We start from the raw sequence: 12,789 nt of genomic DNA on the forward strand, positions 1-12,789 counted from the left end.
TAAAATTAAAAACTATTTAGCGGCAGCATAATTTTTCGCTACTGTATCCCAGTTGATGACATTGAAGATCTCTTCTAAATATGCAGGACGTTTATTTTGAAATTTTAAGTAATATGCATGTTCCCAAACATCAATACCTAAAATAGGTGTACCTTTAACTTCAGCCACATCCATCAATGGATTATCTTGATTAGGTGTCGATGTTACTTGTAATTTACCTTCTGCATTTACAATTAACCAAGACCAGCCAGAACCAAAACGTGTAGCTCCTGCATTTTGCAATTGTGTTTTCAATTCTGCAAAAGAACCAAATGTTTCATTGATTTCCGTTGCCAATTCACCAGTTGGCTCACCACCAGCATTTGGACCTAATACTGTCCAAAATAATTTGTGGTTATAGTGACCACCACCATTATTACGTACTGCTGCAGGATATCTACTGATATTTTTAACGATATCTTCTAAAGATAAGTTCTCAGCTTCTGTTCCAGCAATTGCCTTATTTAAATTATCTACATATGCTTGATGATGTCTATCATGGTGGATTTCCATAGTAGCTTTATCAATATGTGGTTCTAATGCGTCTGACGCGTAAGGTAGCGCTTCTAATACAAATGCCATAATTATTATTTTTTATGTTTATTTAAAGATTGTTTCTATGCAAATATAACGTTTAATATACCTTTATGTTTCGTTTTGCGATTAAATAATCACTAAGCTTTTAACGTTTTTGACGAAAAAATGATTTAACAAGTTCAGCACATTCTTCCCCCAACTTACCATGCTCTACAATTGTTTTGGGATGTAAAATTTTATCATGAAATAGAGAATATCCTCTTTTTTCATCTTGAGCTCCATATACAATTCGGCTGATATGTGTCCAATAAGCCGCACCTGCACACATTACGCATGGTTCTACAGTCACATAAAGTGTGCAGTCGACCAAATATTTACCTCCCAAATGATTTGCAGCAGCCGTAAAGGCTTGCATCTCGGCATGGGCTGTTACATCATTTAGACGCTGTGTCAGATTGTGCCCCCTACCGATAATATTACCTTTATGCACAATTACCGCCCCTATGGGCACCTCCCCTGCGGCTAATGCTAATTTTGCTTCCTTCAATGCTTGCTGCATAAAAAAATCGTCAGCATTGTCTACAGATGTTCCTTCAAAATCGATATACCGCATTTTACATTAATTTTGCACCATTAGGCACTTTTTTTTCTACAGTTGTTAAAATGATATCCCCGTTGTCATCAGCAAAACCGGTAACTAAACATTCCGAGAAAAAATTTGCGATCTGCTTCTTGGGGAAATTAACAATAGCAACAATTTGCTTACCTAGTAATTCTTCTTTACTGTAATGCACTGTGATCTGAGCACTACTTTGCTTTATTCCCAATTCATCACCAAAATCAATCGTTAACTGATAAGCTGGTTTTCTTGCTTTTGGAAAATCGGCCACATTTAGTATAGTACCCACTCGCATATCCACTTTTTCAAAATCAGTCCAAGATATTTCTTCCATTACAAACGATTACTTTCGATACTACTTAGTGACTTGGCCAGTGTAAATAAAACATATTCTCGATTGCGGTGTAATTTTGCCATCAAATGGTTAATCAATTTTTCTTCTTGATTTTCTTCGAAAACTAAATCTTCATCACTTAGATGATTATATTTTCTTTTTATTTTTTCTTTTGCTGTAATCCAATCAAATGTTGTTATTTTAAGTCCCATCATTTTTTAGGTATAAAATTTGCTGTTATTTTTGAAACTTGTTCAAAGTTTAGTTAAAGATACAATTTATATAGAAAATAAAAGTTATGAAGAAAATTTTACCTGCATTACTATTAATTTGTGGTAGTGTTGCTACTGCAAATGCACAATTGTTACCAGGAGTAGAAATTGGTTTAAAGGGTGCCTTAAACTTTTCTAAATTTAAAAGTGATGGTAAGTATTTCAATTCAGACAACAAAGCAGGATATCAAGCAGGTTTGTATGGGCGTGTTGGTGTATTAGGTTTTCATGTGCAACCGGAGATTTACATTACAGGCAAAAATACTACGATTAAAGCTGAAGGAGGAGAAACAACGGATGTAAAATTAACCACAATAGACATCCCAGTATTATTAGGAAAACGTTTTGGTTTAGGACCAATTGGAGCAAGAATCCAAACTGGACCAATATTTTCTTTTAAAGTAGATGATAAACAAGATAAGATAATTCCTAGTTTAGATCCAAATAGCTACAAAAAGAATGGTACATCTTGGGCATTTGGTGTCGGTGCTGATGTTTCAAGTCTTCGTGTTGATCTACGTTATGAAATGGGACTAAGCAAAATCAACAACAGTAGCCAAGCAAATCCAAAAATTAACATGTGGAGTATAGGATTAGGCTATCGTTTATTTAGTTTATAGTACTTTTCAATCAAATTATAAAAGGCTCGTTATCAAAAATAGCGAGCCTTTTTCAATAGCGGTTTAGAATAGTTCTAAATTACTTCTTTTTCTTGTCAAAATTGTATCATATTTAATATCAAATAGTAAATTTGCCTAATTAAATTAAATTACAAAGAATAATGAGTAAATCAAAGCCAGTTTTAAGTTCTTCAATCGGGAAGAAGCTAATCATGAGCTTAACGGGACTTTTCTTATGTACGTTCCTAATTGTTCACTTGATTGGAAACTTGCAGTTATTTAAAGATGACGCGGGTTTAGCGTTCAACAAGTACGCCTATTTCATGACGCATTTTACACCTATCAAGGTTGTGTCTTATTTATTGTATGCTTCGGTGATTATTCACGTGATCTATGCAATCGTGATTTCATTAAAAAATAAGGCTGCTCGTCCTATTGGATATGCATCTTATGATGGAAGCGCAAACAGCAAATGGAACTCACGTAATATGGGTATTTTAGGTACTGTTATCTTAGTATTCTTGGCGACGCACATGTCAAACTTTTGGTGGAAATACCATAATGATCAAACACCTTATATCGAATATCGTACCGATCTGTCGAATGGTGTAACGACTCATCAAGAGATCCAAGCGTCAGATTTTCATGATTACTCAGTCGTTGTTGAAAATGGCGTTGAAATCGTAAAAGCACGTGACTTGTATAAGCAGGTAGACTTTGCATTTAAAAACGTTGCTTTAGTAGCATTATACGTAATTGCAATGGCTGCTTTAGCATTCCACTTGATTCACGGTTTTCAATCTGCTTTCCAAACAGTTGGATTCAATCACAAAAGATACATTGGATTGGTTCAATTTATTGGAGTATGGGTATTTGGAGTAGTTATTCCAATTCTTTTTGCAGCGATGCCATTATATTTCTATTTCCGTTAACAATATTTTAGGATGGTGCTATAAGGCACGATCTAATAAATAAAATATAAGATATGTTAGATTCAAAAGTACCTGCGGGGCCATTGGCCCAAAAATGGTCAAAACATAAATTTGAAATGAAGCTGGTTAACCCTGCTAACAAACGTAAATTTACAATTATCGTTGTTGGGACAGGATTGGCAGGAGCTTCTGCAGCTGCTTCTTTAGCAGAGTTAGGTTACAATGTAAAGACTTTCTGTTATCAAGATTCACCTCGTCGTGCGCACTCAATCGCGGCACAAGGTGGTATTAATGCTGCAAAAGATTATCAAAATGACGGTGACTCTGTTTTCCGCTTATTTTATGATACTATTAAAGGTGGTGATTACCGTGCTCGTGAGGCAAACGTTTATCGTTTAGCAGAAGTATCGACTAACATCATCGATCAATGTGTGGCTCAAGGTGTTCCTTTTGCTCGCGAATATGGTGGTTTATTAGATAACCGCTCATTCGGTGGTGCGCAGGTATCACGTACATTCTATGCGCGTGGTCAAACAGGACAACAATTATTATTAGGTGCATACTCGGCTTTAAACCGTCAAATTCATAAAGGTAAAGTAAAATCATACACTCGTCATGAAATGCTTGACCTTGTTAAAGTTGATGGACAAGCTCGCGGTATCATCACTCGTGACCTAGTAACGGGTAAAATCGAATCACATGAAGGTCATGCTGTATTATTGTGTACTGGTGGATACGGTAACGTTTTCTTCCTTTCGACTAATGCAATGGGATGTAATGTAACTGCTGCTTGGAGAGCTCACAAACGTGGTGCTTTATTTGCAAATCCTTGTTATACTCAAATTCACCCAACTTGTATTCCTGTTACTGGTGATCATCAATCAAAATTAACTTTGATGTCAGAATCATTGCGTAATGATGGTCGTGTATGGGTTCCGAGAACAGTTGAATTGGCACAAAAACTTCAAAAAGGAGAACTGAAAGCTGTTGATATCAAAGAGGAAGATAGAGATTATTTCCTAGAGCGTAAGTACCCATCTTTTGGTAACTTAGTACCTCGTGATGTGGCTTCTCGTAATGCTAAAGAAGCAGTGGATGAAGGCCGTGGTGTTGGTAAAACAGGTGTTGCTGTATTCTTAGATTTTGCAGAAGCAATCGGTCGTTTGGGAGAAGATACTGTACGTGAAAAATATGGTAACTTATTCGATATGTATTACCAGATTACGGACGAAAACCCGTACAAACAACCTATGCGTATCTACCCTGCTGTTCACTACACTATGGGTGGTGTATGGGTTGATTATAACTTAATGACAACTGTCCCTGGATTATATGCGTTAGGAGAATGTAATTTCTCTGATCACGGAGCAAACCGTTTAGGAGCTTCTGCTTTGATGCAAGGATTATCGGATGGTTACTTTGTAATTCCTTATACTGTTGGAGATTACTTAGCAAACTTAGGTTCTTTTGCCCCTATTGATAAAAATCATCCTGCTTTCGAAGAAACTCGTAAAGAGGTTGAAACTAGAATCAATGCGCTATTAGCGTTGAATGGTACTAAAACTGTGGATGATCTTCATAAAGAGTTAGGTTTGATCATGTGGGAATACTGTGGTATGGCCCGTACAGCTGAAGGATTAACTAAAGCTAAAGGATTGATCCAAAACTTGAAAAAAGAATTCTGGTCAAATGCCAAGGTATTAGGTGAAAATGAAGAGTTAAACATGTCTCTTGAAAAAGCTGGCCGTGTTGCTGATTTCATCGAATTGGGTGAATTAATGGTTGATGATGCATTGAATCGCAGAGAATCTTGTGGTGGTCACTTCCGCTTAGAGTCTCAAACTGAAGAAGGTGAAGCTTTACGTATTGACGAAGAGTTTACTTACGTATCTGCTTGGGAATTCAAAGGTGAAAATCAACCAGAAGTTCTTCATAAAGAAGAGTTAGTTTTCGAAAACGTTAAATTAACACAAAGAAGTTATAAATAATATCAATTGACTACTTTATTAGTAGTCAATTGATGACTCAATATTATTATTATGAGTGCACATATGAATTTAACGCTAAAAGTTTGGCGTCAAAAAAACGATAAATCTAAAGGTCAATTCGTAACTGTACAAGCAAATGATATCGCCGATGATATGTCATTCTTAGAAATGCTTGATATCGTAAATGATGAATTGACTCGCAAAGGAGAGGATCCTATTTACTTTGATCATGACTGTCGCGAAGGTATTTGCGGAATGTGTTCATTAGTGATCAACGGACGTCCACACGGACCAAAATATGGTATCACTACTTGTCAATTACACATGCGTTCATTCCACGATGGACAAACAATTGTTATTGAGCCTTGGAGAGCAGCTGCTTTTCCAGTTTTAAAAGATTTAGCGGTAGATCGTACATCATTTGACCGTATCCAACAAGCGGGTGGTTATACAAACGTAAATACGGGTGGTGCACAAGATGCAAATAACATTTTGATTCCAAAACGTATTGCGGATGAGGCTTTCGAGTCTGCGACATGTATCGGTTGTGGGGCTTGTGTTGCAGCTTGTAAAAATGCTTCAGCAATGCTTTTTGTTTCTGCTAAAATATCTCAATTCGCGTTATTACCTCAAGGTCAAACAGAACGTTATGAGCGTGCTCAGGCGATGGTTGATCAAATGGATGCAGAAGGATTTGGTAACTGTACTAATACTGGCGCTTGCGAAGCGGAATGTCCTAAAGGTATCAAATTGACTAATATCGCTCGAATGAATCGCGAGTACCTAGGTGCTAAGCTTTTTAGAGAAGAGGATATCCACGGATAAAAGAATATCACTTTATAGATAAGTCCTTACAATCTTTTTGTAAGGACTTTTTTTATATATTTATATATTCAATCTCAATAAATAGATAATATAGTGCCGATATCCTCCAAAATAAGAATTTTACTTATACTGCTGACGCTAAGCTTTATCGTTACTGCTATTACTTTACAAAAGTCTATTACTAGTAAAGATATCTTAAATTTTGAAACCGCCAATCTAGAATCTAAAATTCATGAAAAAGAAGAAGTAATTGATGAATTATTTGCGGATCCAATTATTTTAAAAACATTCAAAAATGCAGAAAAATATCCTGAGCAGTCATATCATATACTTGAAAAGTATAATAAAGATGAGGGAATCGCACTTTTTATTTTTAAAAACCATGAACTTCTACTCTGGAGTACAAACCTATTTGTACCCCTAACTGATGCTGGACTCAAAAATCCGGTCAACTATATCGCGACTAATGATCGCTCATTTGTTGTTAAAAAAAAGGAGATCGGAAATACGACAGTTTTAGCCTATGTTATGGTTAAAAAGTATTTCAACATTAATAACGAATATTTCACTAAAGCATTTTCGCCTTTAATAACAAAGAGTACAAACATCGAAATTGCTGATTATGATGATAATGTAAGCATCAAAAATATTTACAGCAAAGACAAAACTTACTTATTTTCTATTAAACTAAAATCTGGTCAGGTACAAAATATTTTTAGTATCCTTCAAACACTCTGCTGGATACTCGCTGCAACATGTTTTATCACTTTAATACATAATCTCGCGAAACTACTCGTAAATAAGGAAAAAATAATACCTGGAATTTTACTCTATCTTACAGCATTAATTGTTTTACGTTATCTAGACCTTAATTCTAATTGGTTGAATATCCATGCTAATTTGGGCATATTTAATCCTAAAAATTATGCCTATAACTACCTTTTTCCAAATATCTGGGGACTACTTATTACAGTCTTTTTCATATTTCTTTTCATATTATTTCTATATAATATCAAAGACTCATTTTCAATTGAGAAGTATCTGAAAAAGAAAGGCTCAAAAATAATCTTTGCAGTTCTTTCCATCCTAAGTGTCTATTTCTTCTTTACTATTCTTTACAGAACTTTAGGTACACTCATTACACACTCCACTACAACTGTGGTAGACTTCACAAAACTTGTTGAGCTAAATATATTTACATGGATCGACCTTTTTATTATGTGCGTAAGTCTCGTCACATTAATATTATATATCGATCTGGTTATTTCTAATATAAAAAAATTACAGATATCAGATACGGTATTAATTAATATACACTTGAGTTGTCTCATCTTATTTATTTTGATAGGGACTTCATTAAGTGAAAATAATGGGCTCGTTAATATCCTACTAGCACTTATAATATTAATAAGATCATTCAATTCGTTTCTAAAAAAGAAGTTCAGACTAGCTACACATATCATCGTTATCATTCTTTTATCTACAATCTTTTCCATTTACCATGGACATTTCTTCAAAATGAAAAAACTGGAGAACATGAAGCTTTTTATCAGCAATTTAGAAGCAGAAGATGACATTAATGCTATTTCATTATATACTGAAATTGAAAAAGATATTTTAAATGACGAGCAACTCAAACATTTATTTAAAATAAGTTTACCAAACACCAGTACACAAACCATAAGTGAATACATTGAAAAAAAATATCTTAGTGGGTATCTTTCTAGATATGAATTTTTGGGATTTTACTACAATAACAATAAGGAACTTGCTCCTTACAAAAACAATAAAGTAGATGAGTACAGAGAAAAAGTTATTAAAAACTCGTTAAAGATTAGTAATAATTTCTACAGATTAAACAGCGAACTGGGAACTCATGAGTATTTTTCTATTATCAATATTCAAATTGATAAACAAAACACTGTCTCACTATACCTTAATCTAAAGAATAGATCATTCAATTACAGCCTGCCTTATCCGGACATACTAGTTGATTCCAGATTAAATAAAATGGAGGCACAGTCATTTAATAATAGTTCCATCGCATTGTTTAAAGATGGGAATTTAGTGACCCAATATGGAAAATATAACTACCCAAGTCATGACAATGGTTATCCGAAGAAATTGGGAGAATATATTAATTTGGATAGTAGGGATGATTATTTTCATATCATGTACAGGCCTAATAACTATACTACTTTTTTAGTTAGTTATCCAAAAGAGACACCATGGGAATATTTAGCTACCGCATCATTTTTATTTCTGGTTATTTTTATCTTTTTTTCTATCTCTTCCAGTGTTAGATATGGCTTTAAAATTTTAAAGAATAAATCATTCAAAATCAGAAGCATAAAGTACCATTTCCTTTTTTTAGTAAATAGTATACAATACAGTTCCAGAATACAAACATTGTTTATATCTTCCATCGTGCTGGCAATTTTGATCTCTGGAATTATATCTTTCGTAAGTATAAGTATGCAACTTTCGTATAATAATACTTTGGAAAGAGAAAAGACTGTAACAGATATTAGTAAAAGACTTGAAAGTATAGTCAGTACAGCGTCTACTGCTGAAGAAAAAGAAGAAAGACTGATCTATTATCTGAAATTATTATCAGAATCGCTTTCAAAAGATTTTTCACTCTATTCAAAATCGGGTCGTCTATTATTCAGTTCACAACCCAAGATTTATGATTTAAATATTTTATCAACGTTTATTAACCCGAGTGCATTTAGAAAACTCTCCCTTCTTAAAAAATCAGAGACTATTGAAGAGGAGGTTGTTGGTGATTTTAAGTACGAATCCAGTTATGCAACTATTAGAGATGAAAACTATGCTACTATAGCGTATCTGGGTATACCGAATTTTAATGCACAGAAAGATGATAACTTAAATAAAAATCTACTTTTAAATACATTAATTAATATCTATTCTCTAATAATAATTGGATTTGGTTTTTACGCTGCTTTTGTTGCGAATAAAATCACAGAACCTTTAAATTTGATCAGTAAAAAAATAGCCCAAACAAATCTTGGACAACAAAATGAACCTTTATTTTGGCAACGCAATGATGAGATTGGGGGTCTTATTAAAGAATACAATTTAATGATATTAAAACTTGAGGACTATGCAAATAAAATAAAGGATAATGAAAGGGAGTCTACCTGGCGAGAAATGGCACAGCAAGTTGCTCATGAGATCAAAAATCCACTGACACCAATGAAACTTGGGATCCAACAATTGACAAAATCTTATTATGATAACGATGCAAAATTTGAGGAGCGTTTTAAACGTATCACCGCATCTTTTATTGAACAAATCAATAGTTTAACCCATATAGCTAAAGAATTCTCAGCCTTTGCAAAATTGCCAGATACTAAATATGAAAAGGTCAATTTGGTGGAAAAAATTAATAAATCAATTGCAGTATATAGTCAAAATCCGCATGCTCAGATTCAATTAATGAATCAAACAAATCAGGCTCCTATATTTGTAGAAGCTGACCGGGATCAATTATTAAGAACGTTTAATAACTTACTGAAAAATGCTATTGAAGCAGGTTTTGGAAAAAGGAAAATAAAAATTGATATCAGCATTTCAAATGGAGAACATGATACATACATTATTAAAATAAAGGATAACGGACTAGGTATTCCACAAGAAATGCGGGCAAAAATCTTTGAAATTAACTTTACGACTAAAAGCTCCGGAACGGGACTTGGGTTAGTTTTTGTTAAGAAAACAATTGAAGCCATGGGTGGAACTGTAAAATTCGATTCTATAGAGGATCAGGGAACGACATTTCAAATTACTGTACCGAAATACAGAGGTTCATAGCAAAATATTCGTCATCATAGGGCGGAATTTAGATGACCAATATACGAAATGCGTGGAAAAAAATAAGGAGTTCAAATTGAACTCCTTATTTTTTTACCGTATGACTCGTAATAAATAACGTATATAGTACTATTTCAATACAACCGTTGATCTTCCCATGATAGCATTGTCGGCATACAAAAGAACAGTATAAGCTCCCTTAGTGAACTTCTTATCATCTTTCCAATATAATGAATATTCTTCACCATGATTGGTAAACTCTATTGTGCTTTTAAAAGTATATTGAAGTTTTTCACTATGTGCATAAAAAGTATTGTCATCCTGATTGATAATAAGATTACCTTGCGGATCAATAATACGTACAAAAATATCCTTTTTCCCCACTTTTGCAAGGGTATTATCTGCAATATTAAAATTTATACTTAATTTATCAACTCTCTTTGCCCTTTCCTCTACTTCAACTTTATCGTTTCTTTTTTCCTGTAGTCCATAAACCGCAATATTAGAAACTTTGATAGCTGCAGCGACATTTACCTTTGAAGCTAAATTTGTATTTGAGCTTTCCAAATTACTAATCTTAGTGGAGGAAGCTGAGACTTCTTTTTGTAATAAGCTATTCTTCTCCGCTAGAATTTTATTTTCCTGAATAAGTCTATTAACATCCAAACTAAAATATGCAACTTCACTTTTCAACGAAGTAATTGTCGACTGAGCATGATCAATATCACTCTGTGACAATTGTTTCTGTGCTAATTTAGTTCGTAAATCTATGATTTTTTTTCTTGCATTTTGTTCTTTCTCGATTAAAGGAGGAGATAATTGAATATTTTCAATTTTCATTTTATCGAGCTCTGCTTCAATACGATCGATCTCCACTTCAAGGTTCTCTTTTTCAACCGTTAGTGCATAGACCTTCTCTCCTGAAGACTTAAATTTAACATAAAAATAAACATTTGTGACAACAAGCGCCGCGATTGCTATGATAAAAAAATAAACTTTTGATGTATTTTTCTTAATCTCTTCCTGCTTATTACCTTTTACTAATTCAGTTTCCATTACCCTTGAATTCCATTTATATTTGACTTATTAAGTCATAGTAGATACATGTGTACAACAAATATTATTCCAAATTTAAATTTTAACAATATTAAAAAAATAATATCTTAAGTCTTAAGGACTGCTTTTGAACATTTCAAGGTTAAAGCGTCTCAAAGCTTAATTAGGACTGTTTTTTCACAATCATTAAATTACTCATAATCACTTCCTTAATAAGGTTATCAAAATGAATCTCTGTTTCGAAATGACCAATATATTGCTGTACTAAATGTTTTTCTATTGTTCGATTCACATCAATTGAAACAGAGGATCGATCTTCAATTTTAACGACAGTTTGTCCAAATTTTATATATTCTTTGTCTATCTTCAACAGGTCCAATCGTTCCTCATCAATATCAATAATTACACCCTTCTCTAATTCTCCTCTTCCACAGAATTCTATTTCTACCCCCAATTCGGCAAAGCTCATTCTTATCAAATCACGTATGGTAATATCTTTGGCTATATATTCCTCCCCAAAATTAAATTGAGATTTTTCCATCCAATATAAATGAGCAGATAAGTCCTTGATATATATTCTATTTTCTAGACCAAGAGCGATAAGAACCACCTCCCTTATAATTTTTTGTACAATATTTTTTTCGATCAAAGTACTGTTTCTAAAATTAGAAAATTTGTTAAATAAAAAATTTTAAACAAGTAAAGCTATAGTTTCCTATAGCTTTATCTATCTTCAAAAAGGATATCTTAATTTACTCTTGAAAAAGTGAATACTAAATATGCTTCGCCATTTGTAATGGTTACCGGCATACGCATAACTAATTTACTAGCGTCTGAGTATGATAAATCTAAACGGTAGCCTGTAGTAACATTTTTAGCTTTATCGCCCGCATAAATCTTTTTAAACTGAAACTGTGGTTGTCCGTTATTCTTTCCTGGATTGAATATAGACCATATAATATCTCTGGAAGCACCAGGGGCACATAATTTACCGTCTGCTGAAAATGAGATGTTTCCTTTACCATTACCAGGCAATGTCCAAGTACTTCCGATAAAGCATTCAGCAGGTGCTTCTTCAAATACACTTTTAATGGTATAAGATGCGGGTAAATTCTCGCGATCAATAGTGTTTAAAACCCAAGTTCCTTTTACAGCTCCTTTCCAGTCAGAGGCACTAGGCCCTGTAGACATCGCAGTAGATGAAGAACTAGATGCTGTTCCTTTTGGTTGCATGCTACAAGCCGAAAAAAGAAACAAACTCAACATGAGAGTTGTGATAGATAAAAGAACTCGATTCATATTCATTAATTTTATAGTTACTTATTGTATTTTTGCTGTAAATATAACAACAAATCATGATTGAGACATCCAAAAATCATACCATTAGTAAGATTGTAGCAAAATCACTATTGCGTCTTTTCGTTTTACTTTTAGCACTAGCTTCTGTTCCTATACTATCGAATAAGGGAACCCAGTCTAATTTAGATGCTAAACACGTTGCATTTCCAAATGAAATGGCAGTAGTTGCTCCTGCATTGCTCTTTATCATTTTTGTAGTTTTACTGATTGTCATGTTAAAAAACAAATATTTAAGAGTCGATATTAATTGGCAATTCTCATTATGCACGATTTTCCTATTGATCTACTTAATTCTATTATACTCCCGTATATATCCCCTAATAGCATAATCCAAATAAATACAATATCATTAATCAAATTAATATCTTTGA

General features: G+C 33.5%; 13 protein-coding genes. 6 read left to right on the forward strand and 7 right to left on the reverse strand.

Annotation, left to right across the window (positions count from 1 at the left end; all coding sequences use genetic code 11):
* Positions 1-12: 12 nt before the first annotated feature.
* From HCX49_RS18530 to HCX49_RS18545, 4 genes are all read right to left on the reverse strand, one after another.
* Positions 13-621: a superoxide dismutase gene (locus HCX49_RS18530; protein ID WP_168127876.1), complete on the reverse strand. Its 609-nt coding sequence runs from the start codon at positions 619-621 to the stop codon at positions 13-15.
* Positions 622-721: 100 nt separating this feature from the next.
* Entirely contained in the window at positions 722-1,189 is a 468-nt protein-coding gene (locus tag HCX49_RS18535) for a nucleoside deaminase (protein WP_168127877.1), read from the reverse strand.
* 1 nt (position 1,190) lies between these two features.
* A complete protein-coding gene (locus HCX49_RS18540; RefSeq protein WP_168127878.1) occupies positions 1,191-1,529 on the reverse strand; it encodes a tRNA-binding protein in 339 nt (112 codons plus the stop codon).
* The gene (locus HCX49_RS18545; RefSeq protein ID WP_168127879.1) at positions 1,529-1,744 is read right to left on the reverse strand and encodes a hypothetical protein; all 216 of its coding nucleotides are present in this window, start codon (positions 1,742-1,744) and stop codon (positions 1,529-1,531) included. The genes HCX49_RS18540 and HCX49_RS18545 overlap by 1 nt, the downstream gene beginning before the upstream one ends.
* A gap of 83 nt (positions 1,745-1,827) precedes the next feature.
* Between HCX49_RS18545 and HCX49_RS18550 the strand changes: the two genes are divergently transcribed.
* The 5 genes from HCX49_RS18550 (at position 1,828) to HCX49_RS18570 (ending at position 10,003) form a co-directional block, all read left to right on the forward strand.
* Positions 1,828-2,421: a porin family protein gene (locus HCX49_RS18550; RefSeq protein ID WP_132843600.1), complete on the forward strand. Its 594-nt coding sequence runs from the start codon at positions 1,828-1,830 to the stop codon at positions 2,419-2,421.
* Between the two features lie 161 nt (positions 2,422-2,582).
* Positions 2,583-3,353, forward strand: coding sequence for a succinate dehydrogenase cytochrome b subunit (locus tag HCX49_RS18555; protein WP_021191914.1), 771 nt, complete (start codon positions 2,583-2,585; stop codon positions 3,351-3,353).
* 53 nt (positions 3,354-3,406) lie between these two features.
* Positions 3,407-5,341, forward strand: coding sequence for a fumarate reductase/succinate dehydrogenase flavoprotein subunit (locus tag HCX49_RS18560; RefSeq protein ID WP_168127880.1), 1,935 nt, complete (start codon positions 3,407-3,409; stop codon positions 5,339-5,341).
* Positions 5,342-5,392: 51 nt separating this feature from the next.
* Complete coding sequence (locus tag HCX49_RS18565; RefSeq protein ID WP_021191913.1) at positions 5,393-6,166, forward strand: succinate dehydrogenase/fumarate reductase iron-sulfur subunit; 774 nt, start codon at positions 5,393-5,395, stop codon at positions 6,164-6,166.
* Between the two features lie 93 nt (positions 6,167-6,259).
* Positions 6,260-10,003 (forward strand): HAMP domain-containing sensor histidine kinase, encoded by a 3,744-nt coding sequence (locus HCX49_RS18570; protein WP_317166842.1) that lies wholly within the window; start codon positions 6,260-6,262, stop codon positions 10,001-10,003.
* A gap of 129 nt (positions 10,004-10,132) precedes the next feature.
* On the opposite strand, the gene HCX49_RS18575 is transcribed toward HCX49_RS18570, so the two are convergent.
* From HCX49_RS18575 to HCX49_RS18585, 3 genes are all read right to left on the reverse strand, one after another.
* Positions 10,133-11,059 (reverse strand): hypothetical protein, encoded by a 927-nt coding sequence (locus tag HCX49_RS18575; protein WP_168127881.1) that lies wholly within the window; start codon positions 11,057-11,059, stop codon positions 10,133-10,135.
* A gap of 163 nt (positions 11,060-11,222) precedes the next feature.
* A complete protein-coding gene (locus HCX49_RS18580; RefSeq protein WP_168127882.1) occupies positions 11,223-11,708 on the reverse strand; it encodes a hypothetical protein in 486 nt (161 codons plus the stop codon).
* A 98-nt stretch (positions 11,709-11,806) separates the two neighbouring features.
* A complete protein-coding gene (locus HCX49_RS18585) occupies positions 11,807-12,358 on the reverse strand; it encodes a lipocalin family protein (protein ID WP_168127883.1) in 552 nt (183 codons plus the stop codon).
* A gap of 56 nt (positions 12,359-12,414) precedes the next feature.
* Between HCX49_RS18585 and HCX49_RS18590 the strand changes: the two genes are divergently transcribed.
* Complete coding sequence (locus HCX49_RS18590; RefSeq protein ID WP_084825409.1) at positions 12,415-12,747, forward strand: hypothetical protein; 333 nt, start codon at positions 12,415-12,417, stop codon at positions 12,745-12,747.
* The last annotated feature ends 42 nt before the right edge of the window (positions 12,748-12,789 follow it).

The organism is Sphingobacterium sp. B16(2022), from assembly GCF_012030425.1.
Classification (GTDB): domain Bacteria; phylum Bacteroidota; class Bacteroidia; order Sphingobacteriales; family Sphingobacteriaceae; genus Sphingobacterium; species Sphingobacterium anhuiense.

Bases quoted from the DNA above. Each gene is read 5' to 3' on its own strand.
- HCX49_RS18530 (WP_168127876.1), bottom strand. From the start codon at position 621: ATGGCATTTGTATTAGAAGCGCTACCTTACGCGTCAGACGCATTAGAA.
- HCX49_RS18535 (WP_168127877.1), bottom strand. From the start codon at position 1,189: ATGCGGTATATCGATTTTGAAGGAACATCTGTAGACAATGCTGACGAT.
- HCX49_RS18540 (WP_168127878.1), bottom strand. From the start codon at position 1,529: ATGGAAGAAATATCTTGGACTGATTTTGAAAAAGTGGATATGCGAGTG.
- HCX49_RS18545 (WP_168127879.1), bottom strand. From the start codon at position 1,744: ATGATGGGACTTAAAATAACAACATTTGATTGGATTACAGCAAAAGAA.
- HCX49_RS18550 (WP_132843600.1), top strand. From the start codon at position 1,828: ATGAAGAAAATTTTACCTGCATTACTATTAATTTGTGGTAGTGTTGCT.
- HCX49_RS18555 (WP_021191914.1), top strand. From the start codon at position 2,583: ATGAGTAAATCAAAGCCAGTTTTAAGTTCTTCAATCGGGAAGAAGCTA.
- HCX49_RS18560 (WP_168127880.1), top strand. From the start codon at position 3,407: ATGTTAGATTCAAAAGTACCTGCGGGGCCATTGGCCCAAAAATGGTCA.
- HCX49_RS18565 (WP_021191913.1), top strand. From the start codon at position 5,393: ATGAGTGCACATATGAATTTAACGCTAAAAGTTTGGCGTCAAAAAAAC.
- HCX49_RS18575 (WP_168127881.1), bottom strand. From the start codon at position 11,059: ATGGAAACTGAATTAGTAAAAGGTAATAAGCAGGAAGAGATTAAGAAA.
- HCX49_RS18585 (WP_168127883.1), bottom strand. From the start codon at position 12,358: ATGAATCGAGTTCTTTTATCTATCACAACTCTCATGTTGAGTTTGTTT.
- HCX49_RS18590 (WP_084825409.1), top strand. From the start codon at position 12,415: ATGATTGAGACATCCAAAAATCATACCATTAGTAAGATTGTAGCAAAA.